The organism is Streptomyces sp. NPDC093795 (assembly GCF_044764665.1).
Taxonomy (GTDB): Bacteria; Actinomycetota; Actinomycetes; order Streptomycetales; family Streptomycetaceae; genus Streptomyces.
Genome location: NZ_JBIWIO010000005.1, coordinates 387,520 through 404,330 on the forward strand (window position 1 = coordinate 387,520; position 16,811 = coordinate 404,330).

The 16,811-nt window shown below is 72.2% G+C and carries 14 protein-coding genes; 7 read left to right on the forward strand and 7 right to left on the reverse strand.

The genetic code is table 11. The features are described from left to right. Positions 1-55 precede the first annotated feature (55 nt). Together ACIRB7_RS16835 and ACIRB7_RS16840 are read left to right on the forward strand one after the other, a co-directional pair. Positions 56-1,513 carry a catalase gene (locus tag ACIRB7_RS16835; protein WP_403598535.1) on the forward strand — a complete coding sequence of 486 codons (1,458 nt, stop codon included), beginning with the start codon at positions 56-58 and terminating at the stop codon, positions 1,511-1,513. A 469-nt stretch (positions 1,514-1,982) separates the two neighbouring features. After that, a complete protein-coding gene (locus ACIRB7_RS16840) occupies positions 1,983-2,651 on the forward strand; it encodes an HNH endonuclease (RefSeq protein WP_403598538.1) in 669 nt (222 codons plus the stop codon). Here the strand turns inward: ACIRB7_RS16840 and ACIRB7_RS16845 are convergent. Next, a complete protein-coding gene (locus ACIRB7_RS16845; RefSeq protein WP_403598541.1) occupies positions 2,587-3,852 on the reverse strand; it encodes an MFS transporter in 1,266 nt (421 codons plus the stop codon). The genes ACIRB7_RS16840 and ACIRB7_RS16845 overlap by 65 nt on opposite strands. A gap of 73 nt (positions 3,853-3,925) precedes the next feature. Between ACIRB7_RS16845 and ACIRB7_RS16850 the strand changes: the two genes are divergently transcribed. Then, a complete protein-coding gene (locus tag ACIRB7_RS16850) occupies positions 3,926-4,912 on the forward strand; it encodes an ArsR family transcriptional regulator (RefSeq protein ID WP_403598544.1) in 987 nt (328 codons plus the stop codon). Positions 4,913-5,019: 107 nt separating this feature from the next. Here the strand turns inward: ACIRB7_RS16850 and gcl are convergent, their stop codons facing one another. Further along, complete coding sequence (gcl, locus tag ACIRB7_RS16855) at positions 5,020-6,807, reverse strand: glyoxylate carboligase (RefSeq protein ID WP_403598546.1); 1,788 nt, start codon at positions 6,805-6,807, stop codon at positions 5,020-5,022. A 1,274-nt stretch (positions 6,808-8,081) separates the two neighbouring features. On the opposite strand from gcl, the gene ACIRB7_RS16860 reads away from it, so the two are divergent. The 3 genes from ACIRB7_RS16860 (at position 8,082) to ACIRB7_RS16870 (ending at position 9,905) form a co-directional block, all read left to right on the forward strand. Beyond that, complete coding sequence (locus tag ACIRB7_RS16860; protein WP_403598549.1) at positions 8,082-8,441, forward strand: hypothetical protein; 360 nt, start codon at positions 8,082-8,084, stop codon at positions 8,439-8,441. 116 nt (positions 8,442-8,557) lie between these two features. Beyond that, positions 8,558-9,358, forward strand: a complete 801-nt coding sequence (locus ACIRB7_RS16865; protein WP_403598551.1) for a TIGR04222 domain-containing membrane protein — start codon at positions 8,558-8,560, stop codon at positions 9,356-9,358. 19 nt (positions 9,359-9,377) lie between these two features. Continuing rightward, positions 9,378-9,905 (forward strand): GNAT family N-acetyltransferase, encoded by a 528-nt coding sequence (locus ACIRB7_RS16870; RefSeq protein WP_351211433.1) that lies wholly within the window; start codon positions 9,378-9,380, stop codon positions 9,903-9,905. Between the two features lie 117 nt (positions 9,906-10,022). On the opposite strand, the gene ACIRB7_RS16875 is transcribed toward ACIRB7_RS16870, so the two are convergent. Together ACIRB7_RS16875 and ACIRB7_RS16880 are read right to left on the reverse strand one after the other, a co-directional pair. Beyond that, a complete protein-coding gene (locus tag ACIRB7_RS16875; protein WP_403598554.1) occupies positions 10,023-11,684 on the reverse strand; it encodes an AMP-binding protein in 1,662 nt (553 codons plus the stop codon). After that, positions 11,681-13,366, reverse strand: coding sequence for an AMP-binding protein (locus tag ACIRB7_RS16880; RefSeq protein WP_403598557.1), 1,686 nt, complete (start codon positions 13,364-13,366; stop codon positions 11,681-11,683). Before ACIRB7_RS16880 ends, ACIRB7_RS16875 begins: the two co-directional genes overlap by 4 nt. A 91-nt stretch (positions 13,367-13,457) precedes the next feature. On the opposite strand from ACIRB7_RS16880, the gene ACIRB7_RS16885 reads away from it, so the two are divergent. Then, positions 13,458-14,273, forward strand: a complete 816-nt coding sequence (locus ACIRB7_RS16885) for a LuxR C-terminal-related transcriptional regulator (RefSeq protein ID WP_403598560.1) — start codon at positions 13,458-13,460, stop codon at positions 14,271-14,273. 463 nt (positions 14,274-14,736) lie between these two features. Here ACIRB7_RS16885 and ACIRB7_RS16890 read toward each other — a convergent pair whose 3' ends face one another. The 3 genes from ACIRB7_RS16890 to ACIRB7_RS16900 all read right to left on the reverse strand — a co-directional run bounded on the left by ACIRB7_RS16890 (position 14,737) and on the right by ACIRB7_RS16900 (position 16,790). After that, positions 14,737-15,198: an SUKH-3 domain-containing protein gene (locus ACIRB7_RS16890; protein ID WP_403598563.1), complete on the reverse strand. Its 462-nt coding sequence runs from the start codon at positions 15,196-15,198 to the stop codon at positions 14,737-14,739. Further along, the gene (locus ACIRB7_RS16895) at positions 15,195-15,488 is read right to left on the reverse strand and encodes a YwqJ-related putative deaminase (protein ID WP_403598566.1); all 294 of its coding nucleotides are present in this window, start codon (positions 15,486-15,488) and stop codon (positions 15,195-15,197) included. Before ACIRB7_RS16895 ends, ACIRB7_RS16890 begins: the two co-directional genes overlap by 4 nt. 171 nt (positions 15,489-15,659) lie before the next feature. Next, positions 15,660-16,790: a winged helix DNA-binding domain-containing protein gene (locus tag ACIRB7_RS16900; RefSeq protein WP_403598569.1), complete on the reverse strand. Its 1,131-nt coding sequence runs from the start codon at positions 16,788-16,790 to the stop codon at positions 15,660-15,662. Between the last annotated feature and the right edge of the window lie 21 nt (positions 16,791-16,811).

Sequence of the window (16,811 nt, forward strand, 5' to 3'; positions counted from 1 at the left end):
AGCCGAATTTACGCTCCTCGCACCGTCAAGCAGAGTTCCCGTACGGAAGGTCACGATGTCGAAGCGCGTGCTTACGACCGAGTCCGGCGCCCCCGTCGCCGACAACCAGAACTCCGCCACCGCCGGCGTCGGTGGCCCCCTCCTGCTCCAGGACCAGCACCTCCTGGAGAAGCTCGCGCGCTTCAACCGTGAGCGGATCCCGGAGCGCGTGGTGCACGCCCGGGGTTCCGGTGCGTACGGTTACTTCGAGGTGACCGACGACGTCACCGGCTTCACCAAGGCGAACTTCCTCGGTGAGGTCGGCAAGAAGACCGAGACGTTCATCCGCTTCTCCACCGTGGCCGACTCGCTCGGCGGCGCGGACGCGGTCCGCGACCCGCGCGGCTTCGCTCTGAAGTTCTACACCGAAGAGGGCAACTACGACCTCGTCGGCAACAACACCCCGGTGTTCTTCATCAAGGACCCGATCAAGTTCCCCGACTTCATCCACTCCCAGAAGCGCGACCCCTTCACGGGCAAGCAGGAGCCGGACAACGTCTGGGACTTCTGGGCGCACGCCCCCGAGGCCACCCACCAGATCACCTGGCTCATGGGCGACCGCGGCATCCCGGCCTCGTACCGTCACATGAACGGCTACGGCTCGCACACCTACCAGTGGACCAACGAGGCGGGCGAGGCCTTCTTCGTCAAGTACCACTTCAAGACGAACCAGGGCATCCGCAGCCTCTCCGCCGACCAGGCCGCCGAGCTCGTCGGCAAGGACGCCAACTCGCACCAGACCGACCTGCTCCAGGCGATCGAGCGCGGCGTGAACCCGTCCTGGACCCTGTACGTCCAGGTGATGCCGGCCGCCGAGGCCGTGGACTACCGCTTCAACCCCTTCGACCTCACCAAGGTGTGGCCGCACGCGGACTACCCGCTGCAGCGCGTGGGCCGTCTGGTCCTCGACCGCAACCCGGACAACGTCTTCGCCGAGGTCGAGCAGGCCGCGTTCTCCCCGAACAACTTCGTCCCGGGCATCGGTCCCTCGCCGGACAAGATGCTCCAGGGCCGTCTCTTCGCCTACGCCGACGCCCACCGCTACCGCCTCGGTGTCAACCACACCCAGCTGCCGGTGAACGCCCCCAAGGCGACCGTCGCCGAGAACTACGGCCGGGACGGTCTCATGGCCACCCGCCAGGGCTCGCGCCACGACAAGAACTACGAGCCCAACTCGTACCAGGGCCCGGCCCAGACCGAGGCGGCGCTCTCCGCCCCGCTCGCGATCCACGGCTGGACCGGCACCCACGAGGCGCCGCAGCACACCAAGGACGACGACTTCTTCCAGGCCGGTGAGCTCTACCGCCTGATGTCCGAGGACGAGAAGGGCCGTCTGATCGCCAACATCGCCGGCGGTCTGTCCCAGGTGTCCCGCGAGGACGTCATCGAGAAGAACCTCGCGCACTTCGCCGCCGCCGACGCGGAGTACGGCAAGCGCGTGGCCGAGGCCGTCCGCGCCCTGCGCGAGGACTGACCGAGAAGCAACACCCAGACTACGTACGACATCTGACGGGAGGTCAGTGTCGTACGTGGTCCGGATCGCCGACCCGGATGAGGGGTGGCCGGCGAACCGGACAAGCGTGAGGACCGCGGCGGCGCCGAGCCAGTGCGGTGGTAAGGGCGACGGCTCTCCTTCTTGACCTGAAAGAAGGGGAAGCCGCTCAGCCCGTCGACACCGCCGCGGTCCCATCGCCCCCGCCAGGGGATACCCCAGACTCCGCCCGGCGGCGCGAACGTCCTGTCGCGCCAGCCTCGTGCCGTCGGGCGGTCACAAGACGGAAGAGCGTGGAACCAGGTTTACGGTCCCTGGTTCCGCGCTCTTCTTCATGTGCGCGTACCGACCCGCAGCGCATCGTTTCTGCGGTGAAGATCCACACCCGGTCGGGCGAGCGCACCGCGATTCGGCTCCCGTGCGCCCCGCGACCGCCGCTATCCACTCGTACATGATCAAGAACCTGATGCGCGGGCTCGCCCCGCTCGCACTCGTCCTGTCCCCCCTCGCCGTCCCCTCCCCCGCCCTCTCCGCGAGCGGCGTCATCCTGTTCCCCGACGCGCTCGCCGAGCTCCCCGAGGCCACCGAGGACACGGCCGGCTACAAGGTGACGGCGTTCCGCCACTGGAACAAGGGCCTCGACCCGGCGGACGGCTGCGACACCCGCGCCGAGGTGCTCGTCGCCGAGGCCGTCGACGCCCCCAAGACCGGCAAGGACTGCGCCATCACCGGGGGCCGGTGGACCTCGTACTACGACGGGCAGAACGTCACCGACCCGGCCCTCCTCCGCGTCGACCACCTCGTCGGCCTCGAGGAGGCCTGGCAGTCGGGGGCGTCCGGCTGGACGGCCGCGCGGCGCGAGAAGTACGCCAACGACCAGGGCGCGGCCGCGACCCTCGTCGCCGTCACCGCCCGCAGCCAGAAGGACAAGGCCGGACGCGACCCCGCCGAATGGGTGCCCGCGGAGAACGCCCGCTACTGCCGTTACGTCGGCGAGTGGGTGGGCACCAAGCTGCGCTGGGGCCTCTCGGTCGACAAGGACGAGATGGAGGCGCTCAAGCTGTTCGCCGACGGTCCGTGCGAGGACACGGTCGTGCACCGCTCGACGGCGCCTCGCTAGACGACGCTCCCCCGGCCCCGCGGCCGGCACTCCGCCCGGTCCTCACGGCCCTCCGCTCGGCCCGCGCGAGCGCCAGGGTCACGGTGAGCGAGGCGAGCGCGAGCAGCACCATGCCCGTAGGCGGTGACGTGTACTGGGCGAGGGTGCCGGCGAGGGCCGCGCTCACCCCCTGGAGGGCGAGCATCCCCGAGGTGTGAAGCCCGAGCGCGTGACCGCTCAGCTCCTCCGGCACCAGGGCCGTCAACCGCTCCTGGTGCAGGAGGCTCGCCCCGTACCCGACCGCCGAGACCGTGACCGCGAGGAGTACGACCGGCAGCGGCGGGTCCAGGGCGAAGACCAGGAACGGGGCCGCGAGCAGTGCCTGGAGCGGGAAGCGGATCCGGCCGCGCAGCCGCGCCGGTACGAAACGGCCGACGACCGTGTCCCCGGCCAGCATCCCGAGCGCGGCGCACCCGAAGAGGAGCCCGGCGCGCTCGGGGTCGTACGGCACGAAGAGCGACTCGCAGCCCACGATCAGCCCGTTGGGCACCCAGAGGGCCAGGTAGCAGCGGCGGCGCGCGGACGAGGACCACAGCCGCCGGTTGGTACGCCAGGTCTCGGCGACCGAGGCGCGTCCGGCGGCACGCGGCGGGCGCGCCCCGAGGCCGGCACGGGCGAGGAGCGCGGCGCCGAGGTACAGGGCCGCGCCCACGAGGACCGCGCCGCGCGGCGCGAGCACGGCGATGAGGGCGCCGCCGGTCACGAAGCCGCCGATCTGGCAGACGCCGACCGCCATGTTCGTCACCGAGCGGCCGAGGAGGAAGTCCTCGCGGGCGAGGATCTCGTTGAGGAGCCCGTAGCGCACCCCGCCGCCCAGCGAGGCCACGAGCCCCTCGGCGAGGAGGATCGCGAAGAGCGCCCAGGTCGGCAGGGCGGGGATCGCCAGGACGGCGGTGCCCAGGGCGAAGAAGAGGGACATCCCGGCGAGCGCGGCGCGCGGCGGCAGCCGGTCGGCGGCCGACAGCAGGGTGGTCGCGCCGAGCAGCTGCGCGAGCGAGGGGCCGAAGAGCGCGAGGGCGGAGAGGAGCGGGGAGCCGGTCGCCCGGAACACCAGCGTGGCGAGGCCGAGCCCGGCGACCGTCTGGGCGGCGGTGTGGACGGCGCCGGTGAGGAAGAGCGGGGTGAACTCGGGCGTGCGGAAGAGGTCTTGGTAGCGGGGCATGCCGGGGAGTCTCCGGGCGGGCCGTCCGCGCCGATATTGTTTCGCCGGAGGACGAAAGGACCGGGCGGGTGTCATGGGCTGGTGGCAGATCGGTACGGACTCCCTGGCGGGGAGCTGCTTCGTCGTCTCGCCGCTGGCCGAGACGGTCGCGGCGCTGAAGACCCTGCACGGGGCGGCCGGTGCGCATCCGGGCGAGCGGGCCTGGCTGGCCGCGCACCTGCCGGCGTACCGGGAGCGCCTCGCCGCCGAACCGCTGGACGCGCTGCTCGTACGGGCGGCCATCGGGCCCACGTGGAACGCCGACTTCCTGACACCGACGCCGACGGGCGGACGCGACCGCTCCTTCGAGGAGGAGGTCGCGGCGGTGCGTGAGGCCGAACCGGCGGACGCGGTACCGCAGTTGGAGGTGGCGGTCGGTGGCCCCGTACCGGAGCCGCTGAGGTCCGCGAGGGACCTGCCGCACCGGATGGCGGGGGTCCTGGAGTGGGTGTGGCGGGAGACGGTGCTGCCCGACTGGCCGCGCAGGCGCCGGGTCCTCGAGGCCGATGTGGTGGCGCGGACCGCGCGGCTCGCCAGGGACGGCTGGGCGGCGGCGCTCGACGAGCTGTGTCCGGGGAAGATGCGCTGGCTGGGCGACGGGCGGCTCCAGGTCAACCCCCGCGCGTATCCGCCGAGACGGGTCGACGGCGGCCGGCTGCTCTTCGTGCCCGTGACGCCGAACCGGGGCTGGGTCTCCTGGGAGGGCTTCGAGCGGTTCGCCATCGTGTACGCGTGCTCCGGCGCCCTCGCGGACGTGACGGGGCCCGTCGTGCCGGAGGCGCTCGGGGCGCTGCTCGGCGGGGCGCGCGCCGGGGTGCTCGTACGGCTCGAATCGCCCAAGTCCACCAGCCAGTTGGTGGCGCTGACCGGGCAGGGTCTGGGGTCCGTGGGGCGGCACCTGAAGGTACTGCTCGACGCCGGTCTCGTACGGCGGGGCCGGGCGGGGCGGTCGGTCCTGTACGAGTGGACGGCGGCGGGCGCGGTCCTCGTAGGGGCACAGGGCGGGACGAGCGGGACGTGAAGCGGCCCCCGCCCCGGTGCTCATCGGGGCGGGGGCCGTCTCGCGACACCCGCTGTCGGAGCCGTGCCACGGGCTCCGTGATCAGAGCCGTGTCACGGGCTCCGTGATCAGACCTTGAGGGCCTTGATCGCGGTGGGCGCGTGGCCGGGCTCGGTGGCGAGCTCCTCGAACTCGGTGACGTCGCTCATGTCGACCGTCTTGCTCATGGCGATGTTGGTGATGCGCTCCAGGATCGCCTCGACGACGACCGGGACCTGGTGCTCGACGGCCAGCTTCTTGGCCTCTTCGAGCGCCTCGCCCAGCTTCTCCGGGTCGGTGACGCGGATCGCCTTGACGCCCAGGCCCTCGGCGACCTTGACGTGGTCGACGCCGTAGACGCCGATCTCCGGGGTGTTGATGTTCTCGAACTCAAGGTTGACCTCGAAGTTGATGCCGAGGCCGCCCTGCGCCTGCCGGATCAGACCCAGGTAGGCGTTGTTCACGAGGACGTGGACGTAGGGGACCTTGTGCTGGGCGGCGACCGCCAGCTCCTCGATCATGAACTGGAAGTCGTAGTCGCCGGAGAGCGCGACGACCGGGGTCTCCGGGTCGGCGGTGGCGACGCCGATCGCGGCCGGGATGGTCCAGCCGAGCGGGCCGGCCTGGCCGCAGTTGATCCAGTGGCGCGGCTTGTAGACGTGCAGGAACTGCGCGGCGGCGATCTGGGAGAGACCGATGGTGGTGACGTAGCGCGTGTCCGGGCCGAAGGCCTTGTTCATCTCCTCGTAGACGCGCTGCGGCTTGATCGGGATGTTCTCGAAGTGCGTGCGGCGCTGGAGGGTGGCCTTGCGGTCCTGCGCGGAGGCGGCCCACGCGGAGAAGTCGGGCAGCGTGCCGGCGGCCTTCAGCTCCTTGGCGATCTCGATGAAGAGTTCGAGCGCGGCCTTCGCGTCGGAGGCGATGCCGTAGTCCGGGGCGAAGATCTTGCCGAGCTGCGTGGGCTCGACGTCGACGTGGACGAACTTGCGGCCCTTGGTGTAGGCGTCGAGGTTGTAACCGGTGTGGCGGTTGGCCCAGCGGTTGCCGATGCCGAGGACGAAGTCCGACTCCAGGAAGGTCGCGTTGCCGTAGCGGTGCGCGGTCTGGACGCCGACCATGCCGGCGGCCAGCTCGTGGTCGTCCGGGATGGTGCCCCAGCCCATGAGGGTGGAGATGACCGGGATGCCGGTCAGCTCGGCGAACTCGACGAGGAGGTCGGTGGCGTCGGCGTTGATGATGCCGCCACCGGCGACGATCAGCGGGCGCTCGGACTCCAGGAGGAAGCTCAGCGCCTTCGCGGCCTGCGCGCGGGTGGCACGCGGCTGGTAGACCGGCAGCGGCTCGTAGGTCTCCGGGTCGAACTCGATCTCGGTCAGCTGAACGTCGATCGGCAGGTCGATGAGGACCGGGCCGGGACGGCCGGAGCGCATCAGGTGGAAGGCCTGCTGGAAGACGCCGGGGACCTGCGCGGCCTCCAGGACGGTCGTGGCGGCCTTCGTGACCGGCTTGGCGATCGTGGCGATGTCGACGGCCTGGAAGTCCTCCTTGTGGAGCTTCGAGACCGGGGCCTGGCCGGTGATGCAGAGGATCGGGATCGAGTCCGCGATCGCCGAGTACAGGCCGGTGATCATGTCGGTGCCGGCGGGGCCGGAGGTACCGATGCAGACACCGATGTTGCCGGCCTTGGCGCGGGTGTAGCCCTCGGCCATGTGGGACGCGCCCTCGACGTGACGGGCGAGCGTGTGGTTGACGCCGCCCACGTTCTTGAGCTCGCGGTAGAAGGGGTTGATCGCCGCGCCGGGGACGCCGAACGCCTGGGTGACGCCTTCGCGCTTGAGGATCTCAACGGCCGCTGCGGCGGCGGTCATACGAGGCATGGGAGTGCTCCTGCTTCGGCCGGGCGGATCCAAGCCCGCCGGTCGACTCGCGGAGCCCGGGCGGCTTGTTTCCGTAATGCGGAAATACTGTTCTGCTATACGGAAGCAATGTAGGTCGGGGTCCTGAGAGCCGTCAAGAGAAGTCCGAGCGGCGGGATCACGGAAGTGGCCGAACACCCTCCCTCGGGGCGGTCGATGGGTGGACGATGGGGCGGGACGACAGGGGGTTGACCATGGGTGAGTCGGTACCGGTGCGCTGCCCGGAATGCCTGCGCACGCAGGCGTACGCGGCACCCGTCTTCCCCTGCGCGTGCGGAAGCCCGGTGGCGCCGCCCGTGCGGGCGGGGGCGACGGCGGAACGGATCACGCACCGGAACTGGACGGACGAGTGGGTCACCGTCCGCTGCGGCGCCTGCGGCCGCGAGGACGACTGGCCCCACCCGGAGCTGGGCTGCTCGTGCGGGACGGTGCTCCGGATACCGGTACGGCCGGTGGACGGGGTCGGGGACGGGGCGGCGGGGGTCTCCGGTACGGCTCCGGAGAGCGGCGGGGGCCTTGGGGTCGCCGGTACGGCTGGGGAGGGCGACGACTCCGGCAGCTCTGGGGCGGGACCCGGACCCAGGTCCCGGGCCTCCTCGGGCCCGGCCGCCACCGGGCGGCCCGCCGGGACCAGGACGGACGCCGCCGCCGGTACGGCACCGTGGCGCGCGGTCGAGCCCGGCTCGGAGTGGTTCGGGACGGGCCCGACCGGCCGACGCGGGGTGGACGGAGTTTCCGGGTCAGGCGCCTCGGGGGCAGGCACCGCCGGGTCAGGCGCCCCCGGGCCGGGCGCCTCCAAGCCCGGCACACGCGGGCCCGGGACTCCCGAGTCAGGCACTCCCCGATCAGGCGCCTCCGGGTCGGGCGCCTCCGGGGCGGGCACCGCCCGGCCCGGCACCCCCAGGTCAGGCGCCTCCGGATCAGGCGCCTCCGGGCCCGGCACCCCCGGATCAGGCACCTCCGGATCAGGCACCTCCGGATTGGGCACCTTCGGGTCCGGCTCTCCTGCTCCCGGCAATCCCTCGCCCGGTCCCGCCGCCCCCGGCCCCGGCTCCCCCGGGCCCGCCGCTCACCGGCGGCGCCCCGTGGAGCCGCCCCGTCCCGTGGGGCCTCCCCGCCCTTCGGAGCCGCCCCGCCCCTCGGGTCCCCGGACGTTCGCCGAGCGCTATCCCGCGCACATCCCGCTGCCGCCCACCGCCCCGCGCCCGGCTCCGGCGCGGGGGAGCTTTCGGCCCGTGACGATCCGGACCGCGCGAGACGCGGTCGGCGCGGCGGCCGGGTACCTGCGCTGGCTCGGTTTCCGGGACGTCGTCCAGCCCGAGGAGCGGCCCGCGTCCGGTGTGGACCTGCGGGCGCCGGGGCTCGTCGCGCAGGTCGACCCGAGCACCCGGCCCACCGGGCTGCGGGCCGTGGAGTGCCTGTGGCTCAACGGGCTCAGCGCCTCCGCCGTGAGCGTGTTCTTCTCGCTCGCGGGCTACACGCCGGAGGCCCGCTCCCGTGCCGCCGAGGTCGGTCTCCCGCTCTTCGTGCTCGACCTGACCGGCACCCCGCAACCGGTGAACGACGCAGCCGACGACCTGGCCACCGGCGCCTGAGCCGGAGGCGCCCGGCCCACGAGACGCCCACCGCCCGGTACTTCGGCATGCGAATCCGGCCATTCACGCGTGACGATCACGCTCTGCCGGGCACAACACCCTCGGGGGTGGGTGTCATGCCGACGGGAATGTGGTGGTTCATCGGAGCGGCCTGCGGGCAGCTGCTGTGCGCCGTCCTGCTGCTGCGAACCCGCAGCCGGGAAAGCGGAGCGCCGCGCACGGACGAGGTGCCGCCGCCGCAGGCGCTGGCGCTGTTGCGGGGCGGGCGGCGGGCGGCCGTCACCGTGGCGCTCGTGGCGCTGCACCAGCGCGGAGCGGTCGCGGCGGGCCGCAAACATACGATTCGGGCCAACGGCGGGCCGGGCCGCACCCGGGACCCCGTACAGCTGGGTGTGCACCGGTCGCTCCACCGGGCCTTCGCGCTGCGGGATCTCGTACTGCGTCCCGAGGCGCGGCGGGCGGTGGACGCGCTGCACGTCGAGCTGCGCGCGACGGGGCTGCTGCGGTCGCCCGCGCGGCGCGGGGCGGCGGGGGCGCTGCTCGGCTGCGTACCGCTGACGGTCGGGGTGGGGGCGTACGCGACGGCGCCGTCCGGTGGCGTCCTGACGGTGGTGTTCACGGCGGGCGCCCTGCCGGTGCTCCTGGCCGTGGTGCTACTGCGGTTGCCGCCGGCCACCCGGGCGGCGCGGCTGCTCCTCGCCGACCTCCGGGAGCGGCACCCGCTGCCGGCGAACCGGCGCGAGGTGACGGACGGGCGGCTGGTCCAGCTGTACGTGGCGTTGTACGGCGATCCCGCGCTCGCCATGTTCCTGCCGAGGTTCTCGTGGGAGGGCGGGCTGCTCGACCGGCCCTGGGAGGTGGAGCGGAACCGGCCGCCGGCGGATCGCGGCCCGGGCACGGGTGACCGTCCGGGGTGAGGCCGCGCCATACTGGCGTATGCGCATCAGAGCGGCCGCTCCGGCCGAACTCCCGCTGCTCCAGGACATCGAACGGGCGGCGGGCGAGCCGTTCCGCACGCTCGGCATGGCGGCGATCGCCGACGACGACCCGCTGCCCCTGGACGTCCTGGAGGCGTACCGCCGCGCGGGCCGGGCGTGGGTGGCGGTGGACGCCGCCGATCGCCCGGTCGCGTATCTCCTCGCCGACACGGTCGACGGTTCCGCCCACATCGAGCAGGTGTCGGTGCATCCGGACGCCGCGCGCCGAGGCGTGGGCCGCGCGTTGATCGAGCACCTGGCGGCGGCGGCGAGGGAGCAGGGCCTGGCGGCGCTGACCTTGACGACGTTCACCGAGGTGCCGTGGAACGCGCCGTACTACGCGCGGCTCGGCTTCCGCCCGCTCGCGGAGTCCGACCCGGCGCTGACGGACGGCCTGCGCGCGATCAGCCACGCGGAGGCGGCCCACGGCCTGTCGGTCTGGCCGCGCGTCTGCATGCGCCGGGAGGTACGGAGCCCGGTCCCGTAGAGGGCCGGGCCGCGGGGCTTCCCGTACCTCAGGCGCCTCCCGCCCCGCAGGGACTCCCGCACCTCAGGCAGCCTCCCGTCCCCGCAGAGGCTGCCGTCCCTCAGGTCCTCCCGTCCCTTACCCGCTCCCGTACCGCTGCCGCAGTTCCACCTTCCGTACCTTGCCGCTCACCGTCATCGGGAACTCGCTGAGGATCTCCACCCTGCGCGGGATCTTGTAGTGGGCGAGCCGGTCGCGGCAGAAGGCCGTGATGTCGCCCAGGGTGGGCGCGTCGGCCGGGTCGCGGGGGATGACGCAGGCCATGATCTCCTCGCCGTACCGCGCGTCGGGAACGCCGACGACCTGCACGTCGGCGATCTTGGGGTGCCCGTGGAGGAACTCCTCGACCTCCCTCGGGTAGACGTTCTCGCCACCCCGGATGATCATGTCCTTGATGCGGCCGACGATCTGCACGTACCCGTCGTCGCGCATCACCGCCAGGTCCCCGGTGTGCATCCAGCGGCCGCTGTCGATCGCCTCGGCGGTCTTCTCCGGTTCGTCCCAGTAGCCGAGCATCACGCTGTAGCCGCGGGTGCACAGCTCCCCCGCCGTGCCGCGTTCCACGGTGAGCCCGGTCGCGGGGTCGGTGATCTTCACCTCGATGTGCGGCATGACCCGGCCGACCGTGCCCGTGCGGCGCTCCAGGTCGTCGTCGCGCCGGGTCTGGGTGGAGACGGGCGAGGTCTCGGTCATGCCGTAACAGATCGACACCTCCGCCATGTTCATCTCGGCGACGACCCGTTTCATCACCTCCACCGGGCACGGCGAGCCGGCCATGATGCCGGTGCGCAGAGTGGAGAGATCGTACGAGGCGAAGTCGGGGAGGTTCAGCTCGGCGATGAACATCGTCGGCACGCCGTACAGCGAGGTGCAGCGTTCCTCCTGCACCGCCCTGAGAGTGGCCGCCGGGTCGAAGGAGGGCGCGGGGATCACCATGCAGGCGCCGTGCGAGGTGGCGGCCAGGTTTCCCATGACCATGCCGAAGCAGTGGTAGAAGGGCACCGGGATGCAGATGCGGTCCTGCTCGGTGTAGGCGATCATCTCGCCGACGAAGTAACCGTTGTTGAGGATGTTGTGGTGGGAGAGGGTCGCCCCCTTGGGGAAGCCCGTCGTCCCCGAGGTGTACTGGATGTTGACGGGTTCGTCGCAGGAGAGCGGCTCCGGGCGCAGGTCCCCGGGCGTACGGGCGAGGAACGCGTCCCAGCCCGGGTCCCCGAAGTGCACCGCCTCACGCAACTGTGTGCATTCCGGGCGTACTTGCTCGACCATCGCACGGTAGTCACTCGTCTTGTGGGAGAGGGACGCGAAGAGCAGGGTGATGCCCGCCTGGTTGAGGACGTATGCCAACTCGTGGGCGCGGTAGGCCGGGTTGATGGTGACCATGACGGCGCCGACGCGGGCGGTGGCGTACTGGACGAGGACCCACTCGGCGCAGTTCACCGCCCAGATGCCGACCCGGTCGCCCTTGCGCACACCGCTGCCGAGCAGGGCTCCGGCCAACCGGTCGACGTCGGCGCCGAATTCGGCGTACGTCCAGCGGCGCCCGGTGGGGACGTCGACGAGCGCCTCCCGGTCGGGCCAGGCGACGACGGCCCGGTCGAGGTCGGCGCCGATGGTGTCGCCGAGGAGCGGGGTGGTGGACGCGCCGTGGGCGTAGGAGAGGGTGGTGGGGGCCCTGTGGGCGGGGGAGAGGGACGCGGGCGTCCTGTGGGCGTGGGAGAGTTCCTCGCGCGCGCTCATCCGAGGTCACCCTCCGCGTACTCCTTGCCGCCGCCTTCCGCCGTGAGCCGGCGCAGCTCCACGCGCCGGATCTTGCCCGAGACGGTCTTGGGCAGTTCGGCGAACTCGATGCGCCGGACCCGCTTGTACGGGGCGAGGACCGCGCGCGAGTGGGCGAAGAGGGCCTGCGCGGTCTCCTCGTCCGGCTCCCAGCCCGCCGCGAGGACGACGTACGCCTTGGGGACGGCGAGGCGCAGCGGGTCGGGGGCGGGGACGACGGCCGCCTCGGCGACGGCCTCGTGTTCGAGGAGCGCGCTCTCCAGCTCGAACGGGCTGATCTTGTAGTCGGAGGCCTTGAAAATGTCATCACCGCGCCCGGTGAAGGTGATGTACCCGTCCTCGTCCCGAGAGCCGATGTCGCCGGTGCGGTAGTAGCCGCCGGCCATCGCCTCCGCCGTCTTCTCCGGGTCGCCGTGGTAACCGGTCATCAGGCCCACGGGGTGGGTGGACAGGTCGAGACAGATCTCGCCCTCCTCCACGTCCGGCCGACCGCTGACCGGGTCGACGAGGGTGACCCGGAAGCCGGGGCTCGGGCGTCCCATGGACCCCTCCTTGAGCCGCTGACCGGGGCTGTTGGAGACCTGGACGGCGGTCTCGGTCTGGCCGAAGCCGTCCCGGATGGTGACGCCCCAGGCGCGCCGTACGGACTCGATGACCTCGGGGTTGAGGGGTTCGCCGGCGGCGACGACCTCGCGCGGCGGGGTCGTCAGCTGACTCAGGTCGGCCTGGATCAGCATCCGCCAGACGGTCGGCGGGGCGCAGAAGCTGGTGACGCCGTTGCGCGCCATCTCGCTCATCAGCCGGGCCGGGTCGAAGCGTGTGTAGTTGTGGATGAAGACGGTCGCCTCGGCGTTCCACGGGGCGAAGAGATTGGACCAGGCGTGCTTGGCCCAGCCCGGCGAGGAGATGTTGAGGTGCACGTCACCGGGCTTGAGGCCGATCCAGTACATCGTGGAGAGGTGCCCGACGGGGTATGAGGTGTGGGTGTGCTCGACCAGCTTGGGCCGGGCGGTCGTACCGGAGGTGAAGTACAGCATCAGGGTGTCGTCGGCGAGGGTGACGCCGTCGGGCTCGAACGCGTCGGACTCGCCGTCGGCATGCTCGTACCCCAGCCAGTTCACCCCGTCGCCGCCGACCGCGATCCGGGTGTACTCGCCGGGGACGTCGTCGAACTTGGCGGTGTCCTCGGCGCGCACGATCACATGGCGGGCGCGGCCCCGGTCGACGCGGTCGCGCAGGTCGGCGGAGCCGAGGAGCGGGGTGGCGGGGATGACGACGGCGCGCAGCTTCATCGCGGCGAGCACGGTCTCCCACAGTTCGGCCTGGTTGCCGAGCATCACGATGATCCGGTCCCCGGCGCGGACGCCCTGGGCCCGCAGCCAGTTCGCGACCCGGTTGGAGCGGCGGGACATCTCGGCGAAGGACACCTTCGTCTCGGAGCCGTCCTCCTCGACGAGGTGGAGCGCGGTCCGGTCGTTCCCCTCCGCGATGACGTCGAACCATTCGAGCGCCCAGTTGAACCGGTCGGGCCGAGGCCAGGCGAAGCCCTCGTAGGCCGTCTCGTAGTCCTCGCGGTGCTGGAGCAGAAAGTCCCGGGCGGCCCGGAACCCCTCCGTCGCACTGGTCGCGCTCTGCGCCGTCATACGTCCTCCTCGTTGCGGGACCGGTCCCGGACATCGTGTAATCAGTGACCCAGGTCTCACTACCCCCGTTCGGGGGTGAAGGAGTGGTTCCGTGCCCGAGCAGAGGGAAACGGCCGAGCTGCGCGCGGCGCTGCTACGGCTGCGCCGGGGCAGCGGACTGCCCGTGGTCTTCGGCGGGCTGCTCCAGGACGGGCGGGCGATGCGGATCGGTGAGACCTGCGGGGCGATGACGCCCGCGCTGCACGGCCTGACGATCTCGACCGGCTCGGGCCTGGGCGGGAAGTGCCTGGCCCTGTCGCGGCCGTGCGCGGTCACGGACTACCCCTCGGCCCGGCACATCACCCACGAGTACGACGTCCCGGTCGCGGTGGAGGGGCTGCGCTCGGTGATCGCGGTGCCCGTCGTCGTACGCCGCAAGGTGCGCGGTGTCCTGTACGGGGCGCTGCGCGACGCCGTGCCGCTCGGCGAGCGGGTCTTCGACGCGGCGGTCGCGGCGGCCCGTGACGTGGAGCAGGCGCTGGCCGTACGGGACGAGGTCGGCCGCCTCGACTCTCCCCCGGCCTCGGGGCCGTCCTGGGAGGAGGTCCGCCAGGCGTACGGGGAGCTGCGCGAACTGGCCCCGCAGGTCCCGGACCCGGAGCTGCGGGAGCGCCTGCTCGCGGTCTGTGGCCGGCTGGAGACGGCCTCGGGGGCGCCCCGCGACCTGCCGGGGGTCGCGCTGACCCCCCGGGAGACGGACGTCCTCGCGGCGGTGGCCTCGGGCGCGACGAACGCGACGGCGGCGACCCGCCTCGGCCTGCGCCCGGAGACGGTCAAGGGCTACCTGCGCTCGGCGATGCGCAAACTGGGCGCGCACACCCGCCTGGAGGCGGTGGTCGCGGCACGGAGGGCGGGGGCGCTGCCGTAGCGGCGTGGGGCCCCGGCGCGCGTGGAGCGCACCGGACTCCCGAGGCGGGCGCCCGTCTCCCTCAGGTCGCGGCGGCCCAGGAGTCGAAGGCGGAGACGCAGGCGTCCCGGCCGTCGCCGCACGGCCGACCGAGGCGCCCGGGCCCGTCGACAAGGCCAGGACGAAGCCGTCCGTACCCCCGAGGGCCACGCGGCAGTCAGGGGGACCGGTGTGCCGTCCGGTGGCCGCACGGTGAGCACCAGTTCGCAGGATGCGGCCCTCTGCGCCAGAGCGGCCGGCTCCGCCGGGGACGCACCTTGCGGGAGACGAGGGCCGCGCCCGCGAAGTGCGACGGCGCCTCGGAGAGGGTCGTGGTCCCGCCGTCCGTCCGCTGGGCGTCGACCGCGCGGAGCGGTCGGAGACGAGCGCGGAGTCGGCGGTCGTGCCCTGGAGGAGGAGGGAGGAGGCCGTTCCCGGAAAGGTGTCAGACGAAGTAGTCCCGCGCTTCCTGCTGGGGGCCGCGCAGCAGACAGCTGATGGCCTCGTACGTGTTCGTTCCCAGGTAATAGGGACCGGTGTGGTGCATGAGGAAGAAACGCCCGGTGTCGTCGATGAGCAGCATCGCCCCGTCGAACGTCTCGTATCCGACGGGAAAGAGTCGCCTTCCGAGGTTCTGGGCGAGCTCGGCGACGTCCTCGCCGCTCTCCTCGTAGATCCAGTGAGGCGTGAATCCGATCGCGACCGGTGGAGTTCCCGGAATCTCCAGGCGGAGTCCACCGAATTCCCTGACGAAGTCCTGCGCGGCCTGGAAGGGTTCGACCGGATGCCCTTCCTCGGCGAAGCGGTCGGTCACGAACCTCAGGAGTCCGGGCAGCTCCGCGCCGATGTCACGGCCCCGGGACCAGCCCGCCACGGTCAGGACGGCCTCGACGGCCTCTGCTGTCATTCTCGGCATTGCGTGCTCTCTCTCAATGGTGCGCGATGACGCGGGCGAGAGGAGACGATTCCCGTCCCGTTCGGATCGAGCTGGTGCAACCGGTCGGAGATGAGGGAGACTTCCGCGCATTTGCCGTGCCCGTTGCCCGGGTAGTCGTCGGCCGCCTTGGCGTCGGACTCCACCTGGTCGAAGATCGTCTTGAGGGTCGGATGGGTGGACATCGAGGAATCGCCGGTCGTGGTGCTGCTCGTGTGCGAGGTCAGGGTGCCGTCGTGGAGGAGCGTTCCGGCGCACGCCATGACAGCCGTTCAAGATCCCCCGCAACCCGCCACGTTCGCAGAACGCAAGTGTGAATGCCCTGTCATGTCATAGGGGTTCGATCCACGCGCCTACCCCCTCGCCTCCCTCACCCGCCTCCCTCCGTACACCCGTCCCCGTCCCGCGGCGCTCCTGAAACCGCCGGGGCGCCACTACCCGACGTGCACGATGTCGTACGGAACGTCCTGCGGCGTCATGAGCCGGAGGGTCCGCTCGGCCTCGGCGGTGAGCGCGGCGCGTTCGCCGCGCGTCACGTGCGCGAAGGGTTCGACGGTGAGGATCGTCCGGTCCTTCGCCTCGTCGAGGTGCCAGATCCCGGCGAGGAAGCCGTCGAGGAGGAAGACGCGGTGGGCCTGGTTGCCGCTCCAGGTGCGGCCCCGGAGTTCGGCGGGCACGACGCGGGTGCGGTCGGCGTGGGAGAGGAGCAGGTTGTCGAACTCGGGAAGGAAGCGGGGCGGGGCCGGGGTGTCCTCGTCGGGGCGGGGGGCGTCGGGCAGATCGAAGAGCTCGGTGCCGCGTTCGTCCTGGAAGACGAGGAGCCGGGGCCGCAGCCGCTCGAACGCCTCACCGAGGCGGGTCAGACCGCACCAGGCCTGCATGTCCTTGACGGAGGCGGGCCCGAAGGCGCCGAGGTAGCGGAGCACGGTCTCGTCGACATCGGCGGCCCCGTCCGCGGTCCGCTCGGCGGACTCGTCGAACCACTGGTCGGTCGTGGTGAGCGCGACCTTGCCGCCGCGTCCCCAGAGGCCGCGCGGGGTGACCTGGACCAGGGGAAGGAGGCAGCGGGCGGCGACGGAGAGGGACTGCGGATCGGCGCCGGGCCACTCTTTGATGAGCTCCTCGCGCAGCTCCTTGGGGGTACGGGGCCGCTCCTCGACGAGCGCGCGGGCGAGGTCGGCGAGCCGGTCGAGGTCGACGCCGTCGAGCCCTCCACGGGAGACGAACATCGCGAGCTCGCGGTCGATGGCCCCGGCCTGGACGAGCCCGCGCAGGGCGACCGCGTCGCTCGCGGTGTGGGTGTGCACGGTCGACCGCATGGTCACGATGCGGGCGACGGCCCGGGACTCCATCAGCGCGGACAGTTGCTCGGGGCGGAACCCGTCGAGGCGGGCGGCGAGGGCGTAGTACGGGGGCTTGGTGTTCTGCGCCTGGAGGCCGAGAAGGTGGCCGACGGCCTCCGTGACGCCCATGGGAGCGGGGCTCAGGAGCAGCTGACGGGCGAGCGTGGCACGGTTCAGGGCACGGGGTCCGAGCACGGGATGGGTCGTCGTCTTGAGGGCCATGGCGGCACGCTACTCGGACTT

Bases quoted from the DNA above. Each gene is read 5' to 3' on its own strand.
- ACIRB7_RS16835 (WP_403598535.1), top strand. From the start codon at position 56: ATGTCGAAGCGCGTGCTTACGACCGAGTCCGGCGCCCCCGTCGCCGAC.
- ACIRB7_RS16840 (WP_403598538.1), top strand. From the start codon at position 1,983: ATGATCAAGAACCTGATGCGCGGGCTCGCCCCGCTCGCACTCGTCCTG.
- ACIRB7_RS16845 (WP_403598541.1), bottom strand. From the start codon at position 3,852: ATGCCCCGCTACCAAGACCTCTTCCGCACGCCCGAGTTCACCCCGCTC.
- ACIRB7_RS16850 (WP_403598544.1), top strand. From the start codon at position 3,926: ATGGGCTGGTGGCAGATCGGTACGGACTCCCTGGCGGGGAGCTGCTTC.
- gcl (WP_403598546.1), bottom strand. From the start codon at position 6,807: ATGCCTCGTATGACCGCCGCCGCAGCGGCCGTTGAGATCCTCAAGCGC.
- ACIRB7_RS16865 (WP_403598551.1), top strand. From the start codon at position 8,558: ATGCCGACGGGAATGTGGTGGTTCATCGGAGCGGCCTGCGGGCAGCTG.
- ACIRB7_RS16870 (WP_351211433.1), top strand. From the start codon at position 9,378: ATGCGCATCAGAGCGGCCGCTCCGGCCGAACTCCCGCTGCTCCAGGAC.
- ACIRB7_RS16875 (WP_403598554.1), bottom strand. From the start codon at position 11,684: ATGAGCGCGCGCGAGGAACTCTCCCACGCCCACAGGACGCCCGCGTCC.
- ACIRB7_RS16880 (WP_403598557.1), bottom strand. From the start codon at position 13,366: ATGACGGCGCAGAGCGCGACCAGTGCGACGGAGGGGTTCCGGGCCGCC.
- ACIRB7_RS16890 (WP_403598563.1), bottom strand. From the start codon at position 15,198: ATGACAGCAGAGGCCGTCGAGGCCGTCCTGACCGTGGCGGGCTGGTCC.
- ACIRB7_RS16895 (WP_403598566.1), bottom strand. From the start codon at position 15,488: ATGGCGTGCGCCGGAACGCTCCTCCACGACGGCACCCTGACCTCGCAC.
- ACIRB7_RS16900 (WP_403598569.1), bottom strand. From the start codon at position 16,790: ATGGCCCTCAAGACGACGACCCATCCCGTGCTCGGACCCCGTGCCCTG.